This window comes from Pseudomonas sp. NY15437 (genome assembly GCF_048068435.1).
GTDB classification, from domain to species: domain Bacteria; phylum Pseudomonadota; class Gammaproteobacteria; order Pseudomonadales; family Pseudomonadaceae; genus Pseudomonas; species Pseudomonas nitroreducens_B.
This window is the reverse complement of the sequence record NZ_JBLUQC010000003.1, coordinates 440,852-466,743: the sequence shown is the minus strand read 5'-3', so window position 1 is coordinate 466,743 and position 25,892 is coordinate 440,852. Positions and strand designations below refer to the sequence as shown.

The 25,892-nt window shown below is 66.6% G+C and carries 25 protein-coding genes; 5 read left to right on the top strand and 20 right to left on the bottom strand.

Translation table 11 applies throughout. The annotated features are described in order from the left end of the window. Nucleotides 1-16 precede the first annotated feature (16 nt). Entirely contained in the window at nucleotides 17-406 is a 390-nt protein-coding gene (locus tag ACNFIA_RS09620) for a VOC family protein (protein WP_416784382.1), read from the top strand. A gap of 13 nt (nucleotides 407-419) precedes the next feature. Here ACNFIA_RS09620 and ACNFIA_RS09615 read toward each other — a convergent pair whose 3' ends face one another. The 9 genes from ACNFIA_RS09615 to ACNFIA_RS09575 all read right to left on the bottom strand — a co-directional run bounded on the left by ACNFIA_RS09615 (nucleotide 420) and on the right by ACNFIA_RS09575 (nucleotide 9,067). Then, complete coding sequence (locus ACNFIA_RS09615; protein ID WP_416784380.1) at nucleotides 420-1,922, bottom strand: aldehyde dehydrogenase family protein; 1,503 nt, start codon at nucleotides 1,920-1,922, stop codon at nucleotides 420-422. Then, on the bottom strand, nucleotides 1,919-2,971 hold the full coding sequence (locus ACNFIA_RS09610) for an aminoglycoside phosphotransferase family protein (protein WP_416784378.1): 1,053 nt from the start codon (nucleotides 2,969-2,971) through the stop codon (nucleotides 1,919-1,921). Before ACNFIA_RS09610 ends, ACNFIA_RS09615 begins: the two co-directional genes overlap by 4 nt. A gap of 4 nt (nucleotides 2,972-2,975) precedes the next feature. Next, the gene (locus ACNFIA_RS09605; RefSeq protein WP_017519228.1) at nucleotides 2,976-3,320 is read right to left on the bottom strand and encodes a cupin domain-containing protein; all 345 of its coding nucleotides are present in this window, start codon (nucleotides 3,318-3,320) and stop codon (nucleotides 2,976-2,978) included. A 70-nt stretch (nucleotides 3,321-3,390) separates the two neighbouring features. Continuing rightward, nucleotides 3,391-3,771, bottom strand: a complete 381-nt coding sequence (locus ACNFIA_RS09600; protein ID WP_416784376.1) for a cupin domain-containing protein — start codon at nucleotides 3,769-3,771, stop codon at nucleotides 3,391-3,393. After that, nucleotides 3,764-5,068: a nucleotide disphospho-sugar-binding domain-containing protein gene (locus ACNFIA_RS09595; RefSeq protein WP_416784374.1), complete on the bottom strand. Its 1,305-nt coding sequence runs from the start codon at nucleotides 5,066-5,068 to the stop codon at nucleotides 3,764-3,766. The genes ACNFIA_RS09600 and ACNFIA_RS09595 overlap by 8 nt, the downstream gene beginning before the upstream one ends. A 33-nt stretch (nucleotides 5,069-5,101) precedes the next feature. After that, nucleotides 5,102-6,181 carry an ABC transporter ATP-binding protein gene (locus ACNFIA_RS09590; protein ID WP_259755359.1) on the bottom strand — a complete coding sequence of 360 codons (1,080 nt, stop codon included), beginning with the start codon at nucleotides 6,179-6,181 and terminating at the stop codon, nucleotides 5,102-5,104. Further along, nucleotides 6,174-6,980, bottom strand: a complete 807-nt coding sequence (locus tag ACNFIA_RS09585; RefSeq protein ID WP_416784371.1) for an ABC transporter permease — start codon at nucleotides 6,978-6,980, stop codon at nucleotides 6,174-6,176. The genes ACNFIA_RS09590 and ACNFIA_RS09585 overlap by 8 nt, the downstream gene beginning before the upstream one ends. Next, complete coding sequence (locus ACNFIA_RS09580; protein ID WP_416784369.1) at nucleotides 6,973-7,845, bottom strand: ABC transporter permease; 873 nt, start codon at nucleotides 7,843-7,845, stop codon at nucleotides 6,973-6,975. Before ACNFIA_RS09580 ends, ACNFIA_RS09585 begins: the two co-directional genes overlap by 8 nt. A 172-nt stretch (nucleotides 7,846-8,017) precedes the next feature. Continuing rightward, nucleotides 8,018-9,067, bottom strand: a complete 1,050-nt coding sequence (locus ACNFIA_RS09575; RefSeq protein WP_259755362.1) for a polyamine ABC transporter substrate-binding protein — start codon at nucleotides 9,065-9,067, stop codon at nucleotides 8,018-8,020. A 202-nt stretch (nucleotides 9,068-9,269) separates the two neighbouring features. On the opposite strand from ACNFIA_RS09575, the gene ACNFIA_RS09570 reads away from it, so the two are divergent. Together ACNFIA_RS09570 and ACNFIA_RS09565 are read left to right on the top strand one after the other, a co-directional pair. Next, a complete protein-coding gene (locus tag ACNFIA_RS09570) occupies nucleotides 9,270-10,202 on the top strand; it encodes an FCD domain-containing protein (protein ID WP_416784367.1) in 933 nt (310 codons plus the stop codon). A gap of 229 nt (nucleotides 10,203-10,431) precedes the next feature. After that, entirely contained in the window at nucleotides 10,432-11,718 is a 1,287-nt protein-coding gene (locus tag ACNFIA_RS09565) for a nucleotide disphospho-sugar-binding domain-containing protein (protein WP_416784365.1), read from the top strand. 38 nt (nucleotides 11,719-11,756) lie between these two features. Here ACNFIA_RS09565 and ACNFIA_RS09560 read toward each other — a convergent pair whose 3' ends face one another. The 5 genes from ACNFIA_RS09560 to ACNFIA_RS09540 all read right to left on the bottom strand — a co-directional run bounded on the left by ACNFIA_RS09560 (nucleotide 11,757) and on the right by ACNFIA_RS09540 (nucleotide 15,795). After that, nucleotides 11,757-12,365, bottom strand: a complete 609-nt coding sequence (locus ACNFIA_RS09560) for a hypothetical protein (RefSeq protein ID WP_416784363.1) — start codon at nucleotides 12,363-12,365, stop codon at nucleotides 11,757-11,759. Between the two features lie 72 nt (nucleotides 12,366-12,437). Then, nucleotides 12,438-13,475 (bottom strand): hypothetical protein, encoded by a 1,038-nt coding sequence (locus ACNFIA_RS09555; protein ID WP_416784361.1) that lies wholly within the window; start codon nucleotides 13,473-13,475, stop codon nucleotides 12,438-12,440. 212 nt (nucleotides 13,476-13,687) lie between these two features. Then, nucleotides 13,688-14,683: an NADPH:quinone reductase gene (locus tag ACNFIA_RS09550; protein WP_416784359.1), complete on the bottom strand. Its 996-nt coding sequence runs from the start codon at nucleotides 14,681-14,683 to the stop codon at nucleotides 13,688-13,690. A gap of 54 nt (nucleotides 14,684-14,737) precedes the next feature. Beyond that, entirely contained in the window at nucleotides 14,738-15,199 is a 462-nt protein-coding gene (gene alaE / locus ACNFIA_RS09545) for an L-alanine exporter AlaE (protein ID WP_416784357.1), read from the bottom strand. 32 nt (nucleotides 15,200-15,231) lie between these two features. Beyond that, nucleotides 15,232-15,795: a putative quinol monooxygenase gene (locus ACNFIA_RS09540; RefSeq protein ID WP_416784355.1), complete on the bottom strand. Its 564-nt coding sequence runs from the start codon at nucleotides 15,793-15,795 to the stop codon at nucleotides 15,232-15,234. A gap of 26 nt (nucleotides 15,796-15,821) precedes the next feature. Between ACNFIA_RS09540 and ACNFIA_RS09535 the strand changes: the two genes are divergently transcribed. Further along, on the top strand, nucleotides 15,822-16,739 hold the full coding sequence (locus ACNFIA_RS09535; RefSeq protein WP_416784353.1) for a LysR substrate-binding domain-containing protein: 918 nt from the start codon (nucleotides 15,822-15,824) through the stop codon (nucleotides 16,737-16,739). On the opposite strand, the gene ACNFIA_RS09530 is transcribed toward ACNFIA_RS09535, so the two are convergent. The 3 genes from ACNFIA_RS09530 to ACNFIA_RS09520 form a co-directional block, all read right to left on the bottom strand. Further along, entirely contained in the window at nucleotides 16,736-17,662 is a 927-nt protein-coding gene (locus tag ACNFIA_RS09530; RefSeq protein WP_259755372.1) for a cation diffusion facilitator family transporter, read from the bottom strand. The two genes, ACNFIA_RS09535 and ACNFIA_RS09530, sit on opposite strands and share 4 nt — an antisense overlap. Nucleotides 17,663-17,860: 198 nt before the next feature. Further along, nucleotides 17,861-19,387, bottom strand: a complete 1,527-nt coding sequence (locus ACNFIA_RS09525) for an MDR family MFS transporter (RefSeq protein WP_416784351.1) — start codon at nucleotides 19,385-19,387, stop codon at nucleotides 17,861-17,863. Between the two features lie 54 nt (nucleotides 19,388-19,441). Then, complete coding sequence (locus ACNFIA_RS09520) at nucleotides 19,442-20,104, bottom strand: TetR/AcrR family transcriptional regulator (protein ID WP_259755374.1); 663 nt, start codon at nucleotides 20,102-20,104, stop codon at nucleotides 19,442-19,444. A gap of 255 nt (nucleotides 20,105-20,359) precedes the next feature. On the opposite strand from ACNFIA_RS09520, the gene ACNFIA_RS09515 reads away from it, so the two are divergent. Continuing rightward, nucleotides 20,360-21,244, top strand: a complete 885-nt coding sequence (locus ACNFIA_RS09515) for a DMT family transporter (RefSeq protein ID WP_416784349.1) — start codon at nucleotides 20,360-20,362, stop codon at nucleotides 21,242-21,244. Here the strand turns inward: ACNFIA_RS09515 and ACNFIA_RS09510 are convergent. The 3 genes from ACNFIA_RS09510 to ACNFIA_RS09500 all read right to left on the bottom strand — a co-directional run bounded on the left by ACNFIA_RS09510 (nucleotide 21,237) and on the right by ACNFIA_RS09500 (nucleotide 25,790). Continuing rightward, nucleotides 21,237-22,574 (bottom strand): MFS transporter, encoded by a 1,338-nt coding sequence (locus ACNFIA_RS09510; protein WP_416784347.1) that lies wholly within the window; start codon nucleotides 22,572-22,574, stop codon nucleotides 21,237-21,239. The genes ACNFIA_RS09515 and ACNFIA_RS09510 overlap by 8 nt on opposite strands. 342 nt (nucleotides 22,575-22,916) lie before the next feature. Continuing rightward, nucleotides 22,917-23,996: a C45 family autoproteolytic acyltransferase/hydolase gene (locus ACNFIA_RS09505; protein WP_416784345.1), complete on the bottom strand. Its 1,080-nt coding sequence runs from the start codon at nucleotides 23,994-23,996 to the stop codon at nucleotides 22,917-22,919. A 57-nt stretch (nucleotides 23,997-24,053) separates the two neighbouring features. After that, the gene (locus tag ACNFIA_RS09500) at nucleotides 24,054-25,790 is read right to left on the bottom strand and encodes an amidohydrolase (RefSeq protein ID WP_416784343.1); all 1,737 of its coding nucleotides are present in this window, start codon (nucleotides 25,788-25,790) and stop codon (nucleotides 24,054-24,056) included. Nucleotides 25,791-25,892: the final 102 nt, after the last annotated feature.

Genomic DNA, 25,892 nt, shown 5'->3' with positions numbered 1-25,892 from the left:
CAGAAGGAGCATCGGCATGCTGTCCCACGTCTTCCTCGGCACCACGGATTTCGAGCGCGCCCTGGCGTTCTACCAGCCGCTCATGCTGGTGCTGGGCTATCCGCTGAAGTTCATCGAGCGCGAACGCCCCTGGGCCGCCTGGATGCCGGCGGACGCGCCGCGCCCGCTGTTCATCGTCGGCGCGCCGTTCGAAGGCGAAGCGGCCCCCGGTAACGGGCAGATGCTCGCGCTGGCAGCCAGCTCCCGCGCGATGGTGGACCGAGCCTACGCCACAGCCCTGGCCAACGGCGGCACCTGCGCGGGCGCCCCGGGGCTGCGCCCGGAGTACCACGCGCACTACTACGGCGCCTACCTGCGCGACCCCGACGGCAACAAGCTCTGCTGCGTCTGCCACCAGCCGGAGTGAGGCGCCGCGCCGCTCAGCCCTGGTAGAACACCTCGTCGCTGTACGGGTACCACCAGGAGTGGATCTGCGGCTGGTGGTCGATGATCACCATCTTCGAGCGGCGGAACGCATCCAGCCCCTGGCGGCCCAGCTCGCGGCCCATGCCGGACATCTTCCAGCCGCCGAACGGCAGCGCATCGTTGTCGATCAGCGGGTTGTTCACCCAGACCATCCCCGCTTCCAGGCGATCCGCCGCTTCCATTGCTTCGGCAAGGTCCGTGGAGAACAGCGAGGCGCCCAGGCCGAAGGGCGAATCGTTGGCCAGGCGCACGGCTTCGTCGAAGTCCTTCACCTTGCAGATCGCCGCCACCGGGCCGAAGCATTCCTCATGGAAGATCGCCATGGCCGGGGTGACGTCGGTGAGGATGGTCGGCTCGTAGTACCAGCCCACCGGGAACTGTGGCGGGATGCGTCCGCCGCAGACCAGCGTGGCGCCCTTGGCGAGGGCGTCGTCCACCAGGCGGATCACCTTGGCGCGGGCCGCCTCGCTGACCATCGGGCCAATCTCGGAACGCTCCAGCCCATGGCCGATACGCAGCGCGCGGGTGCGTTCGGCGAAGCGCGCGACGAATTCGTCGTGCACCTCATCGACCACATAGAAGCGCTCCGCCGAGGTGCAGATCTGCCCGCTCAGGTGAAAAGCCCCGGTCACCGCGCCGGCCGCCGCGACCTCCAGCGGCGCATGGCGGGAGATGATCATCGGGTCGCTGCCGCCGGCCTCGATCACCGCCGGCTTCATCCGCTCGGCGCAGGCCACCGCCACTGCCTTGCCGGCCGCGACACTGCCGGTGAAGGCCACGGCGTGGGTACGCTCGGACTGCACCAGGCGCTGCGCCGTGCTGGCGTCGCCGGGTACGCAGCTGACCATCCCCGCCGGCAGCACCTTGAAGTGCTGCATGAACTTCAGCGTGCACAGCGTGGTGCTTTCCGCCGGCTTGACGATGCAGGCGTTGCCCGCGGCCAGCGAGGCGGCCAGGGTCCAGCACATCAGCAGGATGGGGAAGTTGAACGGCATGATGTGCACGCTGACGCCGTAGGGCTCGTAGCGCACATGCTGGAACGAGCCGAGCTGCGTGGTACCGGCCACCTTGCCGGCCTCGTCGCGGGCCATCTCGGCGTAGTAGCGGAAGATCGGCGCGCAGTTGGCCAGCTCGCCCATGGCCTCGGGGAACGGCTTGCCCATTTCCAGGGTCATCAGCCGCGCCACTTCGCGCTGGGTGGCCTGGTCGGTTTCGATGGCGTTGGCCAGTTGGTGGAGGATCGCCGCGCGGGATTTCGCGTCGATGCGCTTCCACTGGCGCTGCGCCGCGTTGGCCGCGTCGATGGCGGCGTCCACGTCCTCGGCATCGCACAGGGCGATGCGCCCGACCGGGGTGAGGTCGGCGGGGTTGACGATGTCGCGCAGGCGCTGCGTCGCCACGCCCTGGTAATCCGGGCCGATGAAACGCAGGGGCCGATCAACGTGGAAGTCGGTCATGGAATGCTCCGCAGGGATTGGGAAGAAGCCAGGCGCTGGGCGATCACGTCGCTCTCAAGCCCCTGGCGCCAGTTCGGCAGATGGGTGTCGAGCAGCGCCGCGAGTGGGCGCAGGTGTTCGCTGTCGAGCGCGCGCTGGAACAGCCGCAGCACGCGCGGCAGGTGCTTGAGGTAGCCGTGCTTGCCATCGCGTTTGGCCAGGCGCACGAAGATGCCCAGCACCTTGGCGTGGCGCTGCGCGGCGAGCACCTGGTAGTCGGCCATGAAGCGCCGGCCGTCCACCTCCGCACGCTGGCCGAGGTAACGGGTGAGCAGGGTCACGCGCAGGGTTTCGGGAATGTCGCGGCGCGCGTCTTCGAGCAGGGACATGAGGTCGTAGGCCGGCGAGCCGAACAGCGCATCCTGGAAGTCCAGCAACCCGCACGCGGCCACGCCCGCCCTGCCCTCCAGCAGCATCAGGTTGTCCACGTGGTAGTCGCGCAGCACCAGCACCTCGCGGCGCAGGGCGACGTCGCGCCAGAGCGCGGCGAACTCCGCCAGGTAGCGCTCGCGCAGCAGCGCCGCGGCCTTCTCGCCCACCAGCAGCGGCGCGTACCAGTCGATGAACAGCGCCGCTTCGTCCGCCAGTTTCTGCCCGTCGTAGGCCGGCACGCCCTCGGCGGCCTGGGGCCCGGCGCGGTGCAGGCGCACGAGGGCGTCCACGGCGAGGCGGTACAGCGCCGCCTCGTCATGGCCGGCAGCGAGCAGCCGGGTGTAGGTCGCATCGCCGAAGTCCTCGACCAACGCCAGGCCCAGTTCGCGGTCGGCGGCCAGCACGCCCGGGGCGGAAAGCCCGCAGTCGCGCAGCAGCTGCGCCACCCGCAGGTAGGGTGCCAGCGGCTCGGCGCCGGGCGGCGAATCCATCAGCAGCAGTCCCTTGCCGTCGAGCCGGAAGTAGCGCCGCATCGAGGCGTCCGCCGGCAGCGCGGTAATGGCTGCGCCGGCCAGGCCGTTGCCGGCGAGGAAGGTCTCGCGGGCGGCGGCACGGGTGGTGTCGCAGGGCAGGTTCATGGCATCACCGGATCATGTAGACCTTCTTGATGGTCTCGTGCACGGTGCACACGCCCTTCCAGTCCTTGGGGAAGAAGGCCGCGGTGTCCGGCTCGATCTCGATCACCTCGCCGGACTCGTGCACGTAGGTGCAGCGGCCTTCGAGGAAGTGGCAGAACTCGTCGCTGGTGACGTGGCAGAACCACTTGCCCGGCGTGCAATGCCAGATGCCGCATTCGGACTGGCCCTCGGGCCCCTTGTGCAGGACCACGCCGCTGACGTGGGACTCGCCCTCGAGCATGGTCGGGATCACGCCCCAGTCCTTGAGTTCGGTGACCTGCAGCGGGCGGTGGATAACGGGGGTCTTCATCGTTCACTCCTGATGAGGCGAAACATGGGGCGGATAACCACTCGCGGTTATCCGCCGATGGAGTCGGAAATCACGCCAGCATGTAGAGATTGCGTATCGTGCTGTGCACCGTGCATTCGCCGGTCCAGCCGGCGGGGAACAGCACCAGGGTGTCGGGCTCGACCTCGATCACCTCGCCCGCGTCGGAGCGGTAGGTGGCGCGGCCGGATACGAAGTGGCACAGCTCGTCGCGCGGGATCGACAGCCGCCAGCGGCCCGGTGTGCAGACCCACACGCCGGTTTCAGGGCTGTTGTTCGGGCCCTTGAACAGCAGCCGGCCGCTGGAGTGCGAGACACCCTCCAGCGCGTCGGACTGCACGCCCCAGTCCACCAGGTCGTCGTAGTCGCGGGCGCCGCGGATGTGCGGCGCAGTGCTCTCTCCATTAAAGAACGCGGCCTTGAACTCAGGCATGGTTCACCGCCTTGCCCTGGGCCAGCCGGTCGAGGATACGCGCGGCATCTTCCGGCCCTTTGCGCGAGCGCATGTAGTCGCTGGTGCGCGCCAGCCGCTCGCGCATCAGCTCATCGCCCAGCAGTTGGGCGATGTTGCGCGCGAGGTCCTCCTCGCTCCAGTCGTAGCGATCCATGCGCAGGCCATGGCCGCTCTCCTGGGCGCGCATGGCGTTGTCGTGGCCGTCCCACACGTAGGGCATGACGATGGCCGGCTTACCGAAGAACAGGCACTCGGTGAAGCTGTTGTTGCCGCCGTGGTGGATCACCGCGTCGACCTGGGCGATGACCGAGGGCTGCGGGTACCAGTTGGAGACGATCACGTTGTCCGGCAGGTCGGTGTATTTCTCCACGTGCTCGCCGACGTTGAACAGCGCGCGGTACGGCAGCTTGCCGATAGTGTTGACCAGGCGCTTGAGCAGCTCGACGTCGCCCGAGCCCAGGCTGCCGAAGCTGACGTACAGCAGCGGCTTGTCGTTGTGCGCCTTGAACTGCGGAATCTCATACGGCTTGTCGGTGCGCACGCAACCCTGCAGGTAGTGGAACTGCCGCGCCGGCAGCGGGTGGCGGCGCTGGAACTTCACCGGGTCCGGGTAGAGCAGCAGGTTCATGTAGGGCGACTCCTCGAAGAAGGTGCCCAGCGGATAGGGGCGCTCGCCACACTGCGCGAGGAAGTCGTTGAAGTCGGCATGGATCGGCGCGATCACTTCCTCGAAGCGCTTCTGGAAGCGAGCGTGGCCGTCCTTGTCGTCCACGCTCATGCCCGACAGGTACGGCGGGATGTCCGGGTCGTGCACCTCGTTCTCCGAGCAGGAGATGATCCGCACCCAGGGCTTGCCGTAGTGCTTGATGGCCGGGAAGAGGATCACGTTGTCCACGCAGATCAGGTCCGGCTTGATGCGGTCGAGGATCGCCGGCAGCTCCTTCTGCGCCCACTTGGCGGTGGAGACGATGGCCTCCCAGCACTCCTTCACGTAGTTGTCGAGCTGGTCGATCGGCGCCTTGCGGAAGTTGGGGATATGGCCGTTGATGAAGTCCGTCCAGTAGCGCGCCATCTCCTCGGCCGGCATCGGCTCGGACATGTTCACGTAGTGCTCCTCGAAGCCGTAGGCGGCATACACGCCGGTCATGCCCGGGTCGGTGAGGAACACCGCCTTGTGCCCCAGCGCCTCGCAGGCCTGGGCGATGCCCACCGAATTGAGGGCCGGGCCGTAGGCGGCCTCGGGGAAGAATGCGATGACCTTGCGTTCACTACTCATGGTGCTCTCCAGTCAGTCTTGTTCTTAAGGCGATCAGTGAGTCAGCACGCGGCCATGCCGCGCATCCCAGCCCAGGCGCACCGGCATGCCGGCGGCGAGTCGCAGGAAGTCGTAGTCCGAAGACGGCACGCGGACGATCAGCGGCTTGCTGGACAGCGCCGTGTTCACGTGCAGGTTGGTGTCCAGGCCGTGGTAGGCCACCTCGGCCACCTCGCCGTGGATCTGGTTGTCGGTGGCGGGCGTTGCGTCGGTGAGTACCCGTAAACGCTCCGGGCGCAGCGCCAGGGTCACGCTCTCGGGGCTCGACTCGGCGGTGGTCTCGATGCTCAGCACCTGGCCGCCGGCCTGCAGGCGGTTGGTGCCCACGCGGCGGCCCTCGATCAGGTTGCTGACGCCGATGAAGTCGGCGACGAAGCGGCTACCCGGGTTTTCGTAGAGTTCGCTGGGGCTGCCGCATTGGCAGACCTTGCCGTCACGCAGCACGGCCATGCGGTCGGACATGACCAGCGCTTCTTCCTGGTCGTGGGTGACCATGATGAAAGTGATGCCGCTCTCGTGCTGCAGGCGCTTGAGCTCCAGCTGCATCTTCTCGCGCAGCTTCTTGTCCAGCGCGCCGAGGGGTTCGTCCAGCAGCAGCACGCGCGGGCGCTTGACCAGGGCGCGGGCCAGGGCAACGCGCTGGCGTTGGCCGCCGGAGAGCTGGTCCGGCCGGCGGTTGGCCAGCGCGCCGAGCTGCGCGGTGTCCAGCACCGCATCGACGCGCTGGCGGATTTCCGCGGCCGGCAGCTTTTCCATCTCCAGGCCGTAGGCGATGTTGCCGCGCACGGTCATGTTGGGGAACAGCGCATAGGACTGGAACATCAGGTTCAGCGGGCGCCTGTTCGGCGGCAGCGGCGAGATGTCCTGGCCATTGAGGTAGATGGCGCCGGAGGTCGGCGTCTCGAAGCCGGCGATCATGCGCATCAGGGTGGTCTTGCCGCAGCCGGAGGGGCCGAGCAGCGCGAAGAATTCGTTCTCGCGGATGCTCAGCGACACCTGGTCCACCGCGGTCAGGCCCTCGCCGTAGGATTTGCTCACCTGCTCCAGCACGAGCAGGTCGGATGACTTAGTCATGGGCTTTGGGCACCTTGTTCAGACGTTGGGAGGCGAACAGCGCGGTGAAGCTGACCAGCATCACCAGGGTGGCGAGGGCGTTGATTTCCGGCGTCACGCCGAAGCGGATCATCGAGTAGATCTGCATCGGCAAGGTGGTGGAGGCGCTGCCGGAACCGGAGTTGAAGAAGGCGATGATGAATTCGTCCACCGACAGGGTGAACGCCAGCAGCCCGCCGGCCATCACGCCGGGGAAGATCGCCGGCAGCAGCACGCGGCGCGCGGTGGTGAACCAGCCGGCGCCCAGGTCGATGGAGGCTTCGAGGATGGAGTAGTCGAAGTGCTTGAGCCGCGTGCGCACCACCGCGCAGACGAAGGCGATGTTGAACACCACGTGGCTGAGGATGATCGAGTGCAGCCCCAGGCTCATCTTCAGCAGGTTGAAGAAACTCAGCAGCGCGATGGCCAGCACGATGTCGGGGATGATCATCGGCGCCATCAGCAGGGTGTCGGCGAGGTTCGCCCCCTTCTTGCCGGGGTTATTGCGGGCGCGCATTTCCACCCCGAGGGCGAGCAGCGTGCCCAGCACGCAGGCGACGAAGGTGGAAGTGAGCGCGACGATCAGGGTATTCAGCGCCGCATGCTGGATCGAGGCGTTGGCCAGCAGCTTGGCGTACCACTTCAGCGACGCGCCGCCCCAGGCGGTGGGCAGGCCGCTGGCGTTGAACGACAGCAGGATCAGCACCAGGATCGGCACGTAGAGGAACGCATACACCAGCCACAGGTGTGCGCCGAGGGCGATGCCGGAGGCGTTACGCATGGCGTTCACCCTCCGCGCCCTGGGCCCGGCGCGAGACCATGGCCTGGATGAACAGCAGCAGCATCATGATGCCGATCAGGAAGAAGCTCAGCGCCGCGCCGAACGGCCAGTCCCGCGCGGTGAGGAACTGCGCGTAGATCAGGTTGCCGACCATCTGCACCTGCTTGCCGCCCAAGAGGTCGGCGGTGATGAAGTTGCCGATGGACAGCACGAAGACGAACACCGCACCGGCGGCCACGCCCGGCACCGACAGCGGCAGGATCACCCGGCGGAAGGTGGTCCAGCCCGAGGCACCGAGGTCCCGCGAGGCTTCCCAGAGTTCGTTGTCGATGCGCGACAGCGAGCTGTAGATGGCGAGGATGACAAAGGGGATGTAGTTGTAGACCAGCCCCAGCACCACGGTGGCGTCGGTGTACAGCAGGCTGATCGGCTCGCCGCTGTAGCCCAGCAGATGGAACAGCCGGTTGAGCAGGCCTTCGCGGTTGAGCAGCACGATCCAGGCGTAGGTGCGGATCAGGTAGTTGCTCCAGAACGGCAGCATCACCAGGAACAGGAACACGGCCTGCCGGCGAGGCGTGCTGCGGGTGATGGCGTAGGCCGCCGGGTAGCCGATGAGCACCGCGAACAGCGTGGCCAGGCCGGCGATCTTCGCCGAGCGCAGGAGGATGTCGAGGTACAGCGGGTCCACCGCGCGGCGGTAGTTTTCCCAGGTGAACACGTAGTCGATGCCGCCATAGGCACCGCGTTCGAGGAAGCTGTAGACCAGCACCAAGAGGCACGGCAGCAGCAGGAACAGGGCCAGCCAGCCAAGGCCGGGCGCGAGCAGCCAGGCCGAGAGTTTCCGGTCGGCGGACAAAGCGGTCATGCGTAGTTCCCCCAACCCCACGCCAGGCGGGGTGCTTCAGGGTTATTGAATGCAGTGAACTTGTGGGGCGAGCGAGCTAGAGCGAGGCAAGGCGAGAACAAGCGTGGGCGCGGATGTAAATAAGCAAGCCCGCGCTTGTTCTCAACGCAGCATCGCCGACGCGCAGCCGGCCCTACTGCGCAGCCATGATTTCGGTCACGGCGCGGGTGTAGGCCTTCTGCGTGGACCCGCCGACATCCCGCAACTGCTGCTGCTTGACCAGCTCGGCCGGCGTGGTGGTGAGGTTCGGGTACTTGGCCAGCAGGTCAGGCTTCAAGGTCGCCATCGCCGCCTGGTTGGGCACCTTGTAGAGGATGTTCTCGGCGACCCAGGCGTGGTTCGCCGGCTCCAGCATGTAGTTGATGAAGCGGTAGGCGGCGTCGGGGTTCTTCGAGCTCTTGAGCACGACCATGGTGTCCACCCAGAGGTCGGAACCCTCCTTGGGCACGACGAACTTGATCGCCTCGTTGGCCTGGGTGCCGTAGTTGCACCAGCCATCCCAGGCGTGGGCCATCAGCGCCTCGCCCGAGGCCAGCTTGGAGTAGAAGGTGGTGTCGTCGAAGGACAGCAGGCGCTTCTTGGTGGCGATCAGCTGATCGCGCACGGCGTTGATCTGGTCCGGGTTGCCGTCGTTGACCGACCAGCCGTTGGCGAGAAAGCCCGCCCCCAGCAGCCAGCGGTCGGTGGCCAGCATGGTGGTCTTGCCCTTGAGGGCATCGGAAGGCTTGAGCAGGTCGCTCCAGCTGGACGGCGCCGGGCTGACCTTGTCCGAGCGGTAGCAGATACCGGTGGTGCCCCAGGTGTAGGGCACGGAGAAGTGGTTGCCGACGTCGTACTCGAGCTTCTGCGCTTCGGGGTAGAGATTCTTCAGGTTCGGCACCTTGGCCGGATCGATCTCGGCGAGCAGCCCCTGCTTGTGCAGGATCTCGGCAAAGGGCGAGGACACGAACACCACGTCATAGCCTTCGCCGCCGGAGGCCATGAGCTTGCCCATGATCTCTTCGTTGGTGGCGTGGAGGGATTTGTCGGCTTCAAGGCCAGTGGCTTTCTGGAACTTCTCCAGGTTGTCCGGGGCCATGTAGCCGTCCCAGATGGAGATCACCAGATCCTTGGCGCTGGCCGTGGTGGCGGACAGCGTGAGCGCAAGGGTGGCCCCTGCGTAGAGCATGGTCTTCAGCTTCATCTTGCGTACCTGACGATTGGTTGTTGTTGTGTCGACGGCAGCGGAACGAAAAGCGTACTACATGTCTTTTTTCAAAAATAAAAACCGAACAGCTGGCGAAGTCAACAATTTCCTACAACCATTTCTCACATTCTTGTTGGGCCACCCCCGCTGTGGCATAACGGGTCGCCCCTCTACCACGGGCCTGCTGGAGAGAAACCGCTTGAGCAAGGACACCGAAAAAAGACCGCGCACCAACCACCTGGAACTGGCCCGGCGGATCATCGAGCACGCCCAGGACACGGGATTGAGCGATGGCGACGGTCTGTCCGAGCAGCAACTGGCGCGCACCTTCGGCGTGTCGCGCACGCTGATCCGCGCGGGCCTGGACCTGCTGCTGGAACAGCACCTGGTGGCCCACGAGCCGGGCAAGGGCTATCGCCTGGCCGCCGACCCGTCCGCTCAGGTGCTCGGCCCCGCCCTGCCCCAGGCCGAGGAACAGGCGCTGGCCGCCTCGGTGTTGCGCGACCGCATGGCCGGCCGGCTGGGCAACAGCCTCAGCGCCAGCGAACTGATGCGCCGCTACGACATCGGCCGCGCCGCCGCGCAGAAGGTGCTGGCGCAGCTCAGCGAAGACCAGGTGCTGGAGCGCGGCGCCGGGCAGAGCTGGTCGTTCCGCCCGCTGCTGAACAACCTGGCGGCGCTGGAAGACAGCCTGCGCTACCGCCTGATCCTCGAGCCCGAGGCGCTGCTCGCCCCTGGCTTCGAGCCGGATCTTGCGCGCCTCGCGCTGCTGCGCGGCGCCATGCAGGAGCTGCTCGGCGCGCCCATCGAGCGCTTCGACGTGGCGCAGTTCCGCGAGCTGGACATCGGCTTCCACGAACTGATCGCCCAGGGCTGCGGCAACCGCTTCGTCGGCGATGCCCTGCTGCAGCACCAGCGCCTGCGCCGCCTGCCCAACCTGTTGCCGATGGTCAGCGTGCACCGCCTGCAGGAGGCCCTGCGCGAGCATCTGCGGATCATCGAGCAGATCGAGCGCGGCCAGCTGGAAGTGGCCGCCGACCTGATGCGCCTGCACTTGCGGCTGTCCTTCGCGCAACGTCCGCAGACGGCCAACCGCGGCATCCCCCAGTCGTTCGCCGTGGGCCGCCGCTGATTATTTTTCTGCCACGGTGTTTTTTTTAACGAAAAAATGCAGTATCAGTTTCACGCAGTGCCCGTGAGAGCCTGTTTACGATCTCGCGAGCCAGAGCAAAACAAGGCAAAAACAGGCGAGGATGCGGAGTTTACGAGCTGTAAATGAGCAATCCGAGCCTGTTTTTAACGCAGTTATGCCGACGCGCAGCAGATCGTAAACAGGCTCTGAGCAACACCCGGATGTGCCCATGACGCAAAGAACAAGAACCATCGCCTTCTTCCCCGAGGCCAGCTTCGGCGCCGCGCTGAACTGCATCGGTATCGCCCAGGCCCTGCGCGAGCTGGGCGCCCGCCCGGTGTTCATCTGCCATGCGCACTTCCAGGGCATCTTCGCCGAGTACGGCTTCGCCGAGTACCCGCTGCAGCTGGACTCGCCGCTCTCCGCCGCCGACCACCAGCACTACTGGGAGCGCTTCATCGAGCGCAACGTGCCGTACTTCGACCAGCCGCCCCTGGCGCAGATCGACAGCTACGTCGCGCCGGCCTGGGAAGCCATCATCGACACCGCCATCGAGTCGGAAAAACCGCTGCAGCAGCTGCTCGCCCGGCTCAAGCCCGACGCCATCGTGCTGGACAACGTGGTCAGCTTCCCGGCCATCGCCGCGGCCGGTTGCCCCTGGGTGCGCATGGTCTCCTGCGCGGAAACCGAACTGCCCGACGCCGCCGTGCCGCCCTATCTGTCCGGCGCCAGCAGCCGCGATGCACAGGCCTGCGCCACCTATCGCGAACACTACCTGCGAGCGACCCGGCCCGCCCATGAGCGCTTCGCCCGCTTCCTCGCCGAGTGCGGCCACCCGCCCCTGCCCGCCGGCCAGTTCCTCGAGGATTCGCCCTGGCTCAACCTGCTGCTGTCACCGAAGCCGGTACGCTACGAGCGCGAAAAACCGCTGCCCGCCGAGCGCTACCTGTACCTCGATGGCTGCGTGCGCAGCGAGGCGCCGTACATTCCCCCGCAGTTCCCCCGGCATGACGACGCCCCGCTGATCTACGTGAGCTTCGGCAGCCTGGGCGCCGCCGATGTGGCGATGATGCGCCGACTGATCGACGCCGTGGCGCAATTGCCCTACCGCTTCCTGATCAACGTCGGCGCCTACCGCGAGCACTACGACACGGTGCCGGACAACGTCTACCTCGACAGCTGGTACCCGCAGCCGGCGGTGCTGCGCGAGTGCCAGCTGTTCATCCACCACGGCGGCAACAACAGCTTCTGCGAGGCGCTGTATTTCGGCCTGCCGTCGGTGATCATCCCCTACTGCTGGGACGGCCACGACAACGCCCGGCGCGCCGAGGAAGTGGGCGTGGCGCGCTACCTGCCGCGCTTCGAAAACCCGCTGGCGGCGCTGCCCGCCGCCCTCGCCGAGCTGCTCGCGGACCAGGCCATGCAGCGACGCCTGGCCACCGTGCGCGAACAGATGCAGGCCTCGCGCGGCACCGAGGCGGCGGCGCGGGCGATTCTGGGGATTTGTGCGGACTGACGTACCTGGAAGAATGCGATAGGCAAGCACTCTTCTCCCTACAGTTGGCGCATCAGCAGCGAGAACATGGCTGCGATCCCCGCGATCATTGCGCTAGCCATGCCCCAACTGCCGATGATGTCCCTGCGCAATTGCACCAGGTGCAGCTCGGCGCGGGGGCAGCGGTCGAGCAACTTATCGGCAAGCGCCCAGCAGCCGAGCACCGGGACGAAGGTTGCGGCGCCACACAGCAGGATGAATAGGCCTGGCTTGGGGATCTGCCATCGTGTCAGCCACCACTCGATAGACATGAACGACCAGAACAACACGCCGGCGGAAACGATATGCGGCAGCACGAACCAGAGGATGGCCGTGCCACGCAAGGTGCGCTGGGGCCGCTCAACGATAGCGTGCTCGCCCAGCAACGGGTGACCTCGGAGCAGGCGCAACGACAACCACGGGTGCACCAGTACCAGGAGCACCGCCAGCACGGTGGCACGAGACACCGTATCAAATCTCAGGGACGCTTCAGGCCAGACCTGCTCGATCAATAACAGCGCGCCGATGCTGGCGCCAAAGATGCCCCCCACGCCGAGAAAACCTCCCAGAACACAGCCCAGGATGTTTTTCCACCGGCGGGCAGGCGGACGTACGGGATAGTTGTTCATCGTTCAGCCACGCTGTTGAGTCCCTGCAATTCGCGCATTGTTCGCCCCCTCGCCCGCACCTGCCGCCGAGTGTCAAGACGAACGCTGCCAGATTGCCAGATCCGCCGCCTTGACGGGCAACTCGACAAGCCCGGAGGAGCGCAAGCGGCGCTGAACCTCTTTCGGGAAAGGCGGCAGGTGGCACGGCTGCCTGGTGACAATTCCCGTCAATAAGCTGATGCGCTGCGAGGCGCTGGCAACGACCAGGCGGGCATAGTCCGTGTTTTGCCGCAGTTCGACCCGCGTCAATTCCCGCCACGGAAACACCCAGCTCTGGTGGGTACACGCCACACTGATCCCCGCGGCATCGATCATGATCTGCCAGCGCCGCCGGCGTGACCGCAGGTGCGTGAGGAATAAATACGCCAACGCCAAACCAATCACCGCGCAGACGATAATGGCCAGAGCTAGCGGCACACGCAGCCCATGTAGATCCAGGGAGATCAGGATCACCAGGCTCATCCCGCTCCCCAAAAGAGTGACGGCGACGATGCTCGCGGTCAGGGCGCGCATGCTCCATCGCAACGCGTGAACTTTTAACACCGCCGGCCGAGCCTTGTTGATCGCCCAGCGAGGGGCGACGGGGTCAGGCTGCTCTTTTGGCAATAGCCTGAGGCGACGCAGCCATGCACCCGCGTGGACACCGAGCCAGTCGATGAACAGGTACAGCTCCATCTTCAGCACCCAGGCGCTAAACGGGCCGAAGGCGATCATCAGGAAGAACAGTTGGCGGGAAGCCCAATCCGGTAGCGGCTTGATCAGTTTCAACACTGCGGTGAGGTTGACGAACGTCACGATGATCGCCAGCAGCATGCCCATGCGCAGCGTCCAAGCGATGCGCCGGGAGCTAATCGACAATACCCAATTGGTGAAGGAAAAGGCGCAGAGCCCGCCCGCCACCAAGGCGAGCAGGAGTGGAGGAAAGCCAAATTCAAATCCGCCAAGCGTCCACGGGAGCGCAGCCAGCCAGCAGACAAAACCCCAGGTGGCGGCGGTGCCCAGCGCCGCTCGCATGCGGCCGCCCCACACTGCTCGAAAGCCAGCAGCGCCGTCGGATGATGGTCGACTCACGGTAGTTCCCTGATCTCTGCGATGCCGCTGATAGCTATCGTCAGCAGCCCCCGGCGGGGAGCGCAGTATCGGCGACGGCACTTTCTTCACGGCATGGCAAAGGCCGGATCTCCTTCGGGCGTAGCGGGAATGAGCATCGTGCCTCTATCACTTCGGGAAGGGCCGCTCTTCCATGGGCCGGCAGCGTGAGGCCCGTTGGGCGGCGTTGCCGGCTAACCTTCGCCCCTGACCTCGATGAGGATCTTCCCGATCACGGAGGATGACTCCATCGCCTCGTGGGCGTCGACGATCCGATCCAGGCTGAATATCCGGCCGATTTCCGGCGCGTAGGCTCCCGCGCTCAGGCATTGGGTGATATCGCGAATCGCCAGGAGCTTGTCCGCCTGCGGGACGCTGTAGATGTACACGAAGCGAAGCACGATGCCCTTTTTCATCGCTTCGAGCATCGGCACCGATACGGCATCCGTCGCCTGCCGCAGGGCGTAGGCGCTCACCACGGCGCCCGGCGCCGAGCAGGCAAGGTTGGTGGCGAGGTTCACCGACAGGTCCACGTCCACGATCCGCTCGACGCCCTCGGCGCCGGTGGCGGCCATCAGCACGTCCGCGGTACGCTGCCGATGGCGATCGATGACCAGGTCCGCGCCGGCAGCGCGCGCCACGGCCGCCTGCTGCGCAGTGGAAACGGTCGTGGCCACCCAGGCGCCCGCCCACTTGGCGAGCAGTATCGCGGCGCTGCCGACAGCGCCGGCACCGCCATGCACCAGCACGCGCTTCCCGCGGATACTGCCGTCGGCCAGCAGGCAACGGTGCGCCGTCAGTGCGGCGATGCCCAGGCACGCTCCCACCGCCATCCCCACGTCCGCCGGCAGCTCGACCGCCTTGTGCTCCGGCACCACCACCGATTCGGCGGCCGTGCCGTTGGCACTTCCCTGCTGCGCCTCGTAGACCCAGACCCGCTGCCCGATGCGCTGCGCGGACACGCCCTCGCCGACGCAATCGATCACCCCCGCGCCGTCCTGATGGGGAATGATGCGCGGGTAGGCCATCGCGGCCGAGAAGCCCGTCCGTGCCTTGATGTCGCTCGGGTTCAACCCCGATACAAAGATGCGTACCCGCACCTCTCCGGCAGCGGGCACGGGTTCCGCGACCTCGCCCACCGTCAATACGTCCCGCGCGCGGCCCTGCGTGTAGTAATAGGCGGCCTTCATCGTGGTTTCTTCCTCGTTCGACCAGCGCTGCCCGCTGCAAGCGAGCGCGTCGGTTCAGCTGTTCAGCGACATGGGTTTCGCGCCGCCGGCGGGTAATCCGAAGAGCCTGCGAACCCCGTTGAGAAATGCGCCGTAAGGCCGCCCCAGCAGGAGCATCATCGCGGCGGCGCCGAGCGTCCCGCGCAGCAGGCCGCTACCCGAGGCTCCGCTGCTGGCGATGATCGCCGCATAAAGCGGCACCTGGAAACTCACCAGCGCCAGGCTGTCCCACAGCAGCCGGGACAGCCGTCCCCGGGTGGCTCGCTGCATCAGCCAGTCCCGCCACAGGCCGTAGGGCCTTGCCACCGGCACCATCAGCAGCGCTCCCAGCAGTCGAGCCTGGAGCACCTGGTCCCACACCATGCCGGCGATGAATCGCTCATTGATAATCCCGGTCGTGGTGAAGAACAGGATCAGCGCGGTGGTGTCGGCCAGGAATGCGATCCGACGCTGGTGCCAGGGCGAGCGTTGAGGCAAATCCCCTCTCCTTTGCGGTGTGAGCGAAACCACTAGGTGGCGAACAGCGCCTTGATCAGCAGCACATCGACGCGGTGGACCTGGGCCGGATACGCAAGGATGTCGTTCATCCGCGCGCTGTCGCGGAAGATATCGCCACCGCCGCCGGCCACATGGGCATCGCGGCCCGCGATACTGGGAAATGCCTCGAAGATGCCGAAGGTCGTTTCGCAATAACGCACGGCAAACCATGGCCCTGTCGCGGGCTCATCCAGCACGCATCCGTAGATGTCACGCAGCATCTGCATGACCGCGCGTTCCTTACCCGGACGCGCCTCGATGTGGATGTAGAAGGCCTTCGGACCTTCGACACCATTCTCCCCACGCAATTCGACTCCGCGATGGGCCCGGCCATCGGTGGCACGCACGTCCCCCTGCGAGGAGCCAGGTGACGTGACGAGACTGTCGGCGGGAGAGCGGGGAGATTCCGGGGCTGACATTGGCTTATCCTCCAGAGGGAATGGGTTGATCCGTTGCCGATCACCCGGAGTCTTGGTGGTTCTTCCATCCGGAACAATTGCGATCTCGACAAGTGCCTTTCGGAAATCGAAAGGCATTGTGACGATCCCTGGAGGTTTCCCGCATGCGATTACCCTCGCTCAGGTCTCTCGAAGCGGCCCTGGCCGTTGCCCGCCTCGGCAGCCTGGCGGCCGCGGGCGATGAGATCGCCATGTCGGTTCCGGCACTGAGCCGGCGCATTGCCCAGTTGGAGTCGGACCTGGAGGTGCGCCTGTTCGATCGCGTCTCCCGCGGCGTGGTGGTGACGCCGGCCGGCGAGGCCTTCCTGGCCCGCGTGGCCCCGGTGCTGGCCGAGCTCCGGCAAGCCAGCCGGGAGGCCAGGGGGGAGCACGACCATGTCGTCCGGCTGTCGACGGTGCCTACCTTCGCGACACGCTGGCTGCTTCCCCGGCTGAACCGATTCGAACGCGAAAACCCCGATATCGAAGTCGACGTTCAGACCTCTGCCGTGCTCGAGGATCTCGATGCGCGGAACCTGGACGCGGTCATCCGGCTATCGACCAGCACCGCCGAGGCGACGGTGCCGACGCTGCCGATCCACCTCTACCCGGTCTGGAGCCCCGATCACCTCAGCGGCATCTCGGACGCTGCCGATCTGCTGCGACACCGGCTGCTCGGGCCGAACCACCGCCCGGAGTTCTGGCAGGAATGGCTGGAGGCGCACCCGCTGGACCACGGCGAGATCCGCATCCGCCCGGTCGACTCGGTGCTGCTTTACGAGCGCACCCTGCGCGGAGACGGGATCGCCATTGGCATCGAGCCGCTGGTGACGCCCTTGATCGAACAAGGCCGCCTGGTCGGGCTGACCCTCTATCGCGTCAGTTCCGGACGCGCGTTCCACCTGATCGAGCGGGGTGGCCAGCGGTCACGCCCGGCGCAGCGCGTGCTGTCGTGGTTGCGCCAGGAGTTCGCGAAGTCCGCGCATCCGCCGCGCGCGGCGGGCAGCGACGGGCCTGCCGCGGCGTCCCGACCGGCAAACTAGCGGGTCCAGAGCGGATCGGTGGTGAAGGCGATGGTCAGCCAGCGGTTGGGGCCTTCGCCGCCGATGGCCTCGCCGATCTCGTCGCGCAGCCTGTCCCACTCGGCCAGGGTCTGCGCCGGCCAGGTCGGCGGGACGATGAAGTACAGCTCGATCTGCTGCGCCCGCCCGACCTTGGCGACGTAGGCCTGGTAGGCCAGGAAGCCATGCTGGGCGACGGTGGCCGTGGCCACCTCGTCGACGTGTTCCTTGAGCTCCGGCGGAGTGACCAGGAGGATGTCCTTGAACGCCTGGCGAATGGTCAGGAACGGAATCGGCAGGATCGCCAGGCAGATCAGCGCCAGCACCGCCGGGTCGACATACGGCCCGATGTGGGCGTAGCCGCTCACGGTGGCCACGTCGCCGACCAGGAAGGCGATGAGCAAGGCCAGGGAGATGCTGCCGGACATCACCCAGGACTTCGCATCGAGGGCGACGAAGTCCGAGCCGATGCGCTTGTTGGCGCGGAACTGCACCGCCGCCAGGGCGAAGCAGACCAGCGTGGCGACGGCGGCGTAGAGGATGGCGAAGCCGAATTCCAGCGCGTGGCCGCCGCTGAGCAGGCGGCCGACGGCGTTGATCAACGCGTACAGCGTCACCCCGCACAGCAGCGTGCCGTTGAGCGCCAGCACCATCGGCTCCAGGTGCCAGAAGCCCATGTTGAAGCGCTCGGCCAGGCGCCGGCTGGCGTCGCCTTCGGTGGTGTGGCGGCGGATCAGGGTGGCCACCATCAGCGCCAGGCCGCTCATGCTGGCGTCGGCCAGCGAGTAGACACCGTCGAAGACGATGGAGAAGGATCCCGACAACAGGCCGACGATGATCCCGAAACCGGCCAGCAGCACGGTCACGATGATGGAGAGCCGCAGGATGCCTTGTTCTGTTTTCATGATCTGGCGTGCTCCTCGCGCCGTGAGTGGTAGCGTTGCCGAAGACAGGCCTGAATGGCGCTGGCGGCTTCGCTGGGGGGCGCGACTATAAGCGAGCGCGCGGACCAAGGCCATTGGCGCGCCGGCAATGTCACCGTGCACGTTCGCAAGGCGGCCGGCGGCTGGAGGTAGGCCTTGGCGGGCGGCGTCCCCGGCGGCTCAGGCCGCGCGCAGCGGCACCTCCTGTAGCAGCCAGGAGAGCGCGAACGCCACGGCGCTGACCAGGCACGCCACCAGGAATACCCAGTGCATCGACCCGGAGAAGGCGGCCAGGTAGGTCTGCTGCAGGGCCATCGGCAAGGCATGCACGTCGGCCGGGGACAGGTTGGCCGGTGAGCCGGCATTGGCCGGGAAGCTGCTGACGAGGCGGCTCATCAGCTCATGGGTGAACAACGCGCCGAACGCCGAAACGCCGATGGAGCCGCCGATGGAGCGGAACAGTGTCGCCCCGGAGGTGGCTACCCCCATGTGGCGAAACTCGACGCCGTTCTGCACCGCCAGAATCAGCACCTGCATCACCATGCCCAGCCCGGCGCCGAGCAACGCCATGTAAAGGTTCATCTGCAGCATTGACGACTGCAGGTCGAGACGACTCAGCAACGCCAGGGCGATGACCTGCAGCAAGGTGCCAAGGATGGGGAACACCCGGTAGCGCCCCCAGCGGCTGATCAGCCGGCCGGTGATGGCCGAGACCAGCAGCATCGACCCCATCAGCGGTAGCATCTGCAGGCCCGCGCTGGTCGGCGTGGCGTCCTTCACCACCTGCAGGTAGAGCGGCAGGAAGGTCACCGAGCCGAACAGCGAAACGCCCACGGTAAAACCGATCAGCCCCGCGAGCACGAAGGTTCGATGGCGGAACAGGTGCAGCGGCATGATCGGCTCCGCGGCGATACGTTGTTCGTGGACGAAGCCGACCACCCCGACAACGGCGAACAGGGCCAGGACCAGGATGTCGATCGAGGTCCATTCCAGGGTGCTGCCGCCCAGGCTGGTGATCAGCACCAGCGAGGCCAGCGCCAGGGTCAGGAAAAAGGCGCCGAAATAGTCGATGACGTGCTTCACCCGCGCGACGTGAGGACGGAAGGCGTTGCCGATCACCAGCAGCGCGACGATCCCCAGCGGCAGATTGATGTAGAAGATCCAGCGCCAGGACAACTGCTCGACGAGGAAGCCGCCCACCAGCGGGCCGACCACAGTGGCCAGGCCGAACACGCCACCGAACAGCCCCTGGTAGCGACCGCGCTCGGCCGGCGGGATGACGTCGCCGATGGCCGCCATCGCGACCACCATCAGGCCTCCTCCGCCCAACCCCTGGAGGGCGCGCAGCAGGATCAGCTGGGTCATGTTCTGCGCCAGCCCGCACAGCGCCGAACCCAGCAGGAACAGCACGATGGCGGTCTGCAGCACCAGCTTGCGACCGTAGAGGTCACCGAACTTGCCATACAGCGGGACCACCACGGTGGAGGCCAGCAGGTAGGCGGTCACCACCCACGACAGCAGGTGCAGGCCGCCCAGTTCGCCGACGATGGTCGGCAGCGCGGTGGAGACGATGGTCTGGTCCAGCGCCGCCAGGAACATCACCAGTAGCAGGGCCGCCAGCAGCAGTGGAATCGAGGGTCGGGCGGAGCGGCTGTCGATACCGGTGGCCACGTTTGTATTCAGGGTAGGTTCGGAAACCGTTTGCATGAGGGGACCTGAGGAATTAGGCGATGTGGGGTGCAGAGTCCGATGAATGCGGCCTCACTGGCCCGCCGCGCTGCGTTCGCGGTATTGCCGCCCCACTTCCTGCAGGCCGGCCAGCGTGAAGCTGTAGAGTTGCGCGGTGACCACGTCGCCGGGCATCTGGAGGATGTCGCGCAGGGCGCCTTGCCCTCCCCTCGGCCCGATCAGCAACATCGCCCAGGGCGCGGTCACGCTGAGAATGCAAGGCACCAGCGCCGGGTCATCCGACGGTATCGTGGTGATCTCGCTGAACAGTTGCTTGAGCAGCGTCAACTTAAGTGCCTTCTGCGGGTGCAGCACTTCCTGGCCGTGGCTGCTGGGCGCCAGGGCCTCGGCTGCCAGCACGCGCAGGTGCCAGCTCTCCCGCCCGCGCGAGGCCTTGCGTACGACCAGTTCGGTCAAGGCCAGCAACTTGTCCGGCGCAGGCTGCGCGCTCTGAATGATGCGTTGCAGATCGGCGATGTCGAGGAAGCGCCGGCGCGCCTCCTCCAGTACCGCTTGGTAGAGGCCATTGCGGCTGCCGAAGTGATAGTTGATCGACGCCAGGTCGACTTCCGCCTTGGCGGCCACCGCCTTGTTGCTGGTTTCGGCGAAACCCAGCGCCGAAAACAACTCGCCAGCGGCTTCCAGGATGCGAATGCGGGTCGCTTCACCGTCTTTTCGGGATTCGCGAGAGGACATGACGTTTTCCTGTTGGACGATTCAGTGCCAACAGCGTGGCGAAAGCTAAATTTAAATTCAATTTAAATTTAGCAATGGCGACGAACCGCACCGAGGTTGCATACGGCGTCAAACAATCGCCAGCCGCTGGGCCTGCCGCTGGCCAGCCGAAAAAGGTCCCTGCCGTGCCTTCCCAAGCGTCATCGCGCCCCGGCAAGATAGCGGTCTTCGTCGCCGCATTTCGGCGGCCCGCTTCTGCCTTGTGCCCGGAGTCGTATGCAACCGCGCGACCTTGCCGCCTACCTGTTCCTCGCGATCGGCTGGGGGCTGTCCTTCCTCGTGCTGCTCAAGGCCATCGCCGGCTTCGGCTGGGTCGGCGCGGTCAGTTTTCGCGCGCTGATCGCCAGCTTCACGTTGTTCGCGGTGGCGAAACTGTCCGGCCGCCGACTGAACTTCAACGGACTGTGGAAGCCACTGTGCGTGGTCGGCGCCACCACCGTGGCCGGCCAATTGATCGGCATGACCTACGCCACCCCACGCATCGGCACGGCCATGGCAGCGATCTTCGTCGCCGGCATTCCGCTGTTCTCCATGCTCATCGGTCGTCTCTGGGGCCTGGAGCGCATCACCTGGAGCGGCCTGGGCGGCCTGCTCCTGGGCTTCTTCGGCATGGTGCTGCTGGTGGGCTTCCCGGCGGTGCCGGTCACCCATGAATTCCTCCTCGGTTGCGCCGCCTCGGTGTTCGGCGCGGTGTGCGCAGCCTTCGGCAGCAACTACGCGAGCCTCAAACTGCGCACGGCCGGCCCCTGGGAAGTGACCTGCGGCGCCTTTCTCATCGGCGGGCTGCTGACCCTGCCGCTGCTGGTCTGGGTACCGGTGCCGGGCACGCCGCAACCCCTCGACTTCCTCTTCCTGCTGCTGTGCGGCTGCGTGCTCAGCGCGGTGAACTACGTGGTGTATTTCCATCTGGTCGCACGCATCGGCGCGACGAAGACCATCAGCGTGGAATTCGTCGTCACAGTGGTCGCCGTGCTGGTGGGCGCGCTGGTGCTGGGCGAGAGCCTGTCGCTGGTGCAGGGCGTGGGCGCGCTGATCATCCTGGTCGGCTGCGCCCTGGTGCTCGGCCTCGTACCGGGCACCCGAGCGCGCGCGGTCAGTTGATCGCCTGCACCGATACCGTGTCTGGCGCAGCGTCATCGCGGTCGATCACGTCCATGGGCAGGCGCGAGGTTTCCCGCAGCAGCCAGGAACACACCGCCACCAACAAGAGTGCCGCCGCGCCGTAGAGCGCCACGCCGAAAGGGTTGCGCCCGGTGGCGATGAGGATGGCAGTGGCGATGCTCGACGCCGTGCCGCCGCCCAGCGCCGCGCCGATCTGGTAGCTGAAGGAGATCCCCGAGTAGCGCATTTCCCGCGGGAACTGCTCGGCGAGGAAGGCCGGGATCGGCCCCTGGGTCGCGCCCATGAAGAAGCCCACGGCGACATACGCCAGCAGCGCCAGCGGCAGGCTGTGCAGGCCGATCAGCGGGAAGAAGGCGAACAGCCCCAGGGCCATGATCGCCGCGCCGAAGATCATCACCGCGCGACGACCGAAACGGTCCGACAGATGCCCGAAGAACGGCGCGGAGGCGACGATGGCCACCGACAGCGAGAAGTCGAACAGCAAGGCGTGGCTGCTGCTGTAGCCGATGTCGGTCGCGTAGGCGAGGAAGAAGGTGCTGCCGATGTAGGCGATGGTGACATAGCCGAAGGCGATGCCGATGCACAGCAGCAGCTCGCGCGGGCGGCGGCGGAAGGCTTGCATCAGCGGCATGCGCGCCTCGGCATGCGGCGCGGTCTTGGGCTGCGACGCCGTATTCTGCAGGCGCGCGTAGAGGCCGATCAGCACCAGCAGGCCACCGAGCCAGAACGGAATGCGCCAGGCGATGCCGGAGAGGTCGTCGTCGAAGGCGACGCTGACGATGGCGAACACCGCAGACCCGAAGATGCCGCCGATGCCGATGCCCATGCTCGTGAAGCTGCCCCACAGGCCGCGGCGGCCCGTGGGCGCAACCTCGATGCCGAACAGCGCCGCCCCGCCCCACTCGCCGCCCGCGGCGAAACCCTGCACCAGGCGCAGCAGCACCAGCAGCACCGGCGCCGCCGCGCCGATGCTGGCGTGGGTGGGCAGAAAGCCGATCAGCAGGGTGCTCGCGCCCATCAGCACGAGGGTGGCGACCAGCGCCTTCTGCCGGCCGTAGCGGTCACCCAGGTGGCCGAACACCACGCCGCCCAGCGGCCGGGCGAAGAAGCCGGCGCCGAACGCGGCGAACGCGACCAGCACGGCGGTCAGGCGATCCATGCCGGGGAAGAACAGCTGCGGGAAGATCAGCGCGGCGGCGTAGCCGTAGATGACGAAATCGTAGAACTCCAGCGCGGTGCCCATGCCGGAGACGCAGAAGGTGCGAAAGGCCGAGCGCGAGCCGGGGGCTGCGGGCGTGTGGTCGATCATGGTGGTTCACTCTTGTTTTTGTGGCAACACGGAACCCGCGCGGCGGCCATTGGGTCGTCACGGAGGCATTGGTTTTGAATGCGATGGTGCGTAGGGCGCATGACCGGGAACGGGTTATTCGCCGACGGTTCGGCGGCGGATAACGCTGGCGCGTTATGCGCCCTACGAACTGCCTGCTGGAAAGATCGGCGCCTGGGTTATGCCCTCTCCCTAACCCTCTCCCTGAAGGGAGAGGGGACCGTACGGTACAAGTTGAAACGGTGGTGTCAGCCGGCCAGGACGGCTCCCTCTCCCTTCAGGGAGAGGGCTGGGGAGAGGGTCTGACAGGACGGCACCGCAGTTTCAGAACCGCAGGAACCCCTCATCCGCCAGCTTCTTCGGCGTGCCGGCCACGTACTCCAACGCGCAGCCCGCGGTATCCAGGCCGATGCTCAGCAGGGTCTCCCAGCGGTCGGTATCCGGCTCGGACATGTCCGGGTGGAAGCACACCACCGCCTGGTCGCCGTCGGCACCGCAGAACGCGTCGGCGCGTTCGCGCAGGGTCTTGCCGGTCATGCCGGCGGTGGCGGCCTTGAGGTGATCCAGGCGCGCGTAGGTGGTGGACACATCCGCCGTGCGCTCGCCCCAGCTCAGCTCGCCGTCGAGGAAGTGGTTGGTGTGCAGCAGCCAGCCATCCTCGCGCGGCACCACCACGGCGGTGTGCGCCGGGCTCATCTCGATGCTGGCGGCGCGGGCGCGCACGTCCTCGCGGGTGAATACGCTGAGCACGGTGGACGCGCTGACCCGCGCCGAGCGCGCCATGTCGATGGCCTCGGTGACACTCGTGGCCTCCTCCAGCACGCGGCGGGCGATGGCATGCACCGGCACGCCGGCGCTGCCGTCGTCGCTGGCGTGGTGCAGGATGTTGAAGTGCACGCCCAGGCCTGCGCTGTTCACGCCGATCTTGCCGAGCATGCCGAACTCGGTGAACAGCTTGGCGGTGAGGCCGGTGCTGCCGGTGAAGCCCAGCAGCAGCCCGTGGGGCACCAGGCTGTCGTGCCAGTCCCAGGTCTGCAGGCTGCGCGGTGCAGCGGCACCCGCGGGGGCGTAGACGGAGGTGGAACACTCGCCTTCCACCGGCTGCTCCGGCATCACCGCGAGAATTTCGGTCCGCGCATTCAGCGCCGCCAGTTGCCACAGCGGCAGACCGACGCCCAGAGCCAGCCCCTCGACTTCCATCGCCAGCGCCGGGCACCAGTCAGCCAGCGCCGCGAGGCTGGCTTCGCCGATGCTGCGGGCCCTGTCCAGCTCCACGCCGACGCGTGGGAAGAAGTCCAGGTACAGCGCCACGGTCTGGCGGATCTGCTCGGCAAAGGTTTCGCCGATCTGCCGGCCACGCTGCAGCGGGTCGCGGATGTCGGTGGTGAAGGTGTGAAGAATCACGGCAAGGCTCCTGTTACGACTTGGACTTGTCGGGAGCGATACGGCGCTCCCGGTGAATCAGCGATTGGCGTTCGAACGACTATAGACTTCGCGACCGGCGAACCAGGTCTTGAGCACACGGGTGTCGCGCAGCGCGTCGGGCTCGACCGTGAACACGTCGCGGTCGAGCAGGATCAGATCGGCCTGCTTGCCCGGCTTCAGCGAACCGATGCGATCCTCCAGGCGGATGGTGCGCGCGGCGTTGAGGGTGTAGGCCTGGAACATGGTCTGCCGGTCGATGTCTTCGGCGGCGTTGAGCACGCCTTTCGGGCCGACGCGCTGGATCGCCTGGTAGATGGCCTTCCACGGATCGGGCGTGGTGATCGGCCAGTCGCTGGCGCCGGAAATCGTCGCGCCGTGCTTGAGCAGCGAGCGCGCCGGGTACATGTGCAGGAAGGCCATGGCGCTGACGTAGGGCTTGACCAGGTCGACACTGTTCTCGTCGGCGGCGGCCCAGTACAGCTGCATGGCGGCGATCACGTCGAGCGCCTTGAAGCGCGGAAAGTCGGCGGGGTTGACCATCTGCAGGTGGGTGATCGAATGCGGGATGCCGCTGTGGCGATCCTTGCGCGCCTGCTCGATGCCGTTGAGCGACTCGCGCACCGCGCGGTCGCCGATGGCATGGATGTGCACCAGCCAGCCACGGGCGTCGGCGGCGCTGACCAGTTCGCCGAAATGCCGGGGGGCGATCAGCAGTTCGCCGTACTTCTTCGAGTTGCGGTAGGGCTCGAGCATCGCCGCGCTCTGCGCCGGCACCTCGGCCACGCCGTCGGCGAAGACCTTGATGCCCGGCAGGGTCAGGTTCGCGACGCCGGCGAACTGCTGACGCACCTTGTCCAGCTCGTCGAGGTCGGCCGGGGTTGCCTTGGAATCGGCCATCAGCAGGGCGGCGACGTGGGCAGTCAGCCCGCCCTCTTCCGCCAGCCTCTTGTAGGCCGGCAGCACGCCGACGGAGTCGTTGTGGATGTCGCCACCGGGGTTCTCGTTCGCCAGGGGCTCCATCCAGGCGGTGATGCCCAGCTCATGGTAGTAGCGCTGCGCGCCCTTCAGCGCCTCGAGCAGTTCGTCGTCGCTCGCCAGCGGCAGCAGCGCCTGTACCGGATAGAGGCCGGCATCGACCAGGAAGCCGTTGGGCCTGCCGTCGGCATCATGGCCGATGGTCGCCTGCTCCTCGCCCTTGAGCGCCTTGACCTTGGCCGCGTCGATGCCGGCGAGGTCGAGCAGCGCCTGGTTGGCCCAGCCGGTGTGGTAATCACCGCCGGCCAGGAGGATCGGCTGCCTGGCCCATTCGCCCTGGTTGAAGCGCTGCTGCAACTCGCCGATATGGTCCCAGTACGCCGTGGGCACGCCACCCACCGAGAGGAACTGGCCACGCCGCGCGCGGCCGTCATCACGCCACTGGCGCAGCTTGCTCTCGAACGCGTCCAGCGGCAGGTCCTGATTGTCGAGGTTGGCCTGGAGCATCTGCAGGCCACCCTTGACCAGGTGGGTGTGGGCATCGATGAAACCGGGCATCAGCACCTGGCCGTGCAGGTCGATGACCTGGGTGGCCGGCTGGCGGAGCTTGAGGATCTGCGCGTCGCTGCCAACGGCGAGGATACGGCCGTTCTCCACCGCCACCGCCTGTTGCAGGGCCTGGCCGGGTTCGGCGGTGTAGACCTTGCCACCATGCAGGATGAGGTCGGCGGCTGCCATCGTTTCCAACGAGGAAAAAGCGCACGCGGCCGACACCAGGGCCGGAATCAGTAGTTTCATCGCAGAGCCTTCGTTATTGTTGATCTGTGACGAAGGTTAAGCAAAAGCCCCGGCGGCTTTAACACCGACTTCCCGCACAACTTCTGTTCCTGTCAGGAAGCA

Coding starts and splice junctions, on each gene's coding strand:
- ACNFIA_RS09550 (WP_416784359.1), bottom strand. CDS start 14,683: ATGAAGGCCGCCTATTACTACACGCAGGGCCGCGCGCGGGACGTATTG.
- ACNFIA_RS09610 (WP_416784378.1), bottom strand. CDS start 2,971: ATGAACCTGCCCTGCGACACCACCCGTGCCGCCGCCCGCGAGACCTTC.
- ACNFIA_RS09605 (WP_017519228.1), bottom strand. CDS start 3,320: ATGAAGACCCCCGTTATCCACCGCCCGCTGCAGGTCACCGAACTCAAG.
- ACNFIA_RS09500 (WP_416784343.1), bottom strand. CDS start 25,790: ATGAAACTACTGATTCCGGCCCTGGTGTCGGCCGCGTGCGCTTTTTCC.
- ACNFIA_RS09560 (WP_416784363.1), bottom strand. CDS start 12,365: ATGAACAACTATCCCGTACGTCCGCCTGCCCGCCGGTGGAAAAACATC.
- ACNFIA_RS09525 (WP_416784351.1), bottom strand. CDS start 19,387: ATGCAAACGGTTTCCGAACCTACCCTGAATACAAACGTGGCCACCGGT.
- ACNFIA_RS09620 (WP_416784382.1), top strand. CDS start 17: ATGCTGTCCCACGTCTTCCTCGGCACCACGGATTTCGAGCGCGCCCTG.
- ACNFIA_RS09540 (WP_416784355.1), bottom strand. CDS start 15,795: ATGCCTTTCGATTTCCGAAAGGCACTTGTCGAGATCGCAATTGTTCCG.
- ACNFIA_RS09565 (WP_416784365.1), top strand. CDS start 10,432: ATGACGCAAAGAACAAGAACCATCGCCTTCTTCCCCGAGGCCAGCTTC.
- ACNFIA_RS09515 (WP_416784349.1), top strand. CDS start 20,360: ATGCAACCGCGCGACCTTGCCGCCTACCTGTTCCTCGCGATCGGCTGG.
- ACNFIA_RS09585 (WP_416784371.1), bottom strand. CDS start 6,980: ATGCGTAACGCCTCCGGCATCGCCCTCGGCGCACACCTGTGGCTGGTG.
- ACNFIA_RS09590 (WP_259755359.1), bottom strand. CDS start 6,181: ATGACTAAGTCATCCGACCTGCTCGTGCTGGAGCAGGTGAGCAAATCC.
- ACNFIA_RS09535 (WP_416784353.1), top strand. CDS start 15,822: ATGCGATTACCCTCGCTCAGGTCTCTCGAAGCGGCCCTGGCCGTTGCC.
- ACNFIA_RS09510 (WP_416784347.1), bottom strand. CDS start 22,574: ATGATCGACCACACGCCCGCAGCCCCCGGCTCGCGCTCGGCCTTTCGC.
- ACNFIA_RS09615 (WP_416784380.1), bottom strand. CDS start 1,922: ATGACCGACTTCCACGTTGATCGGCCCCTGCGTTTCATCGGCCCGGAT.
- ACNFIA_RS09520 (WP_259755374.1), bottom strand. CDS start 20,104: ATGTCCTCTCGCGAATCCCGAAAAGACGGTGAAGCGACCCGCATTCGC.
- ACNFIA_RS09530 (WP_259755372.1), bottom strand. CDS start 17,662: ATGAAAACAGAACAAGGCATCCTGCGGCTCTCCATCATCGTGACCGTG.
- ACNFIA_RS09575 (WP_259755362.1), bottom strand. CDS start 9,067: ATGAAGCTGAAGACCATGCTCTACGCAGGGGCCACCCTTGCGCTCACG.
- ACNFIA_RS09595 (WP_416784374.1), bottom strand. CDS start 5,068: ATGAGTAGTGAACGCAAGGTCATCGCATTCTTCCCCGAGGCCGCCTAC.
- ACNFIA_RS09600 (WP_416784376.1), bottom strand. CDS start 3,771: ATGCCTGAGTTCAAGGCCGCGTTCTTTAATGGAGAGAGCACTGCGCCG.
- ACNFIA_RS09580 (WP_416784369.1), bottom strand. CDS start 7,845: ATGACCGCTTTGTCCGCCGACCGGAAACTCTCGGCCTGGCTGCTCGCG.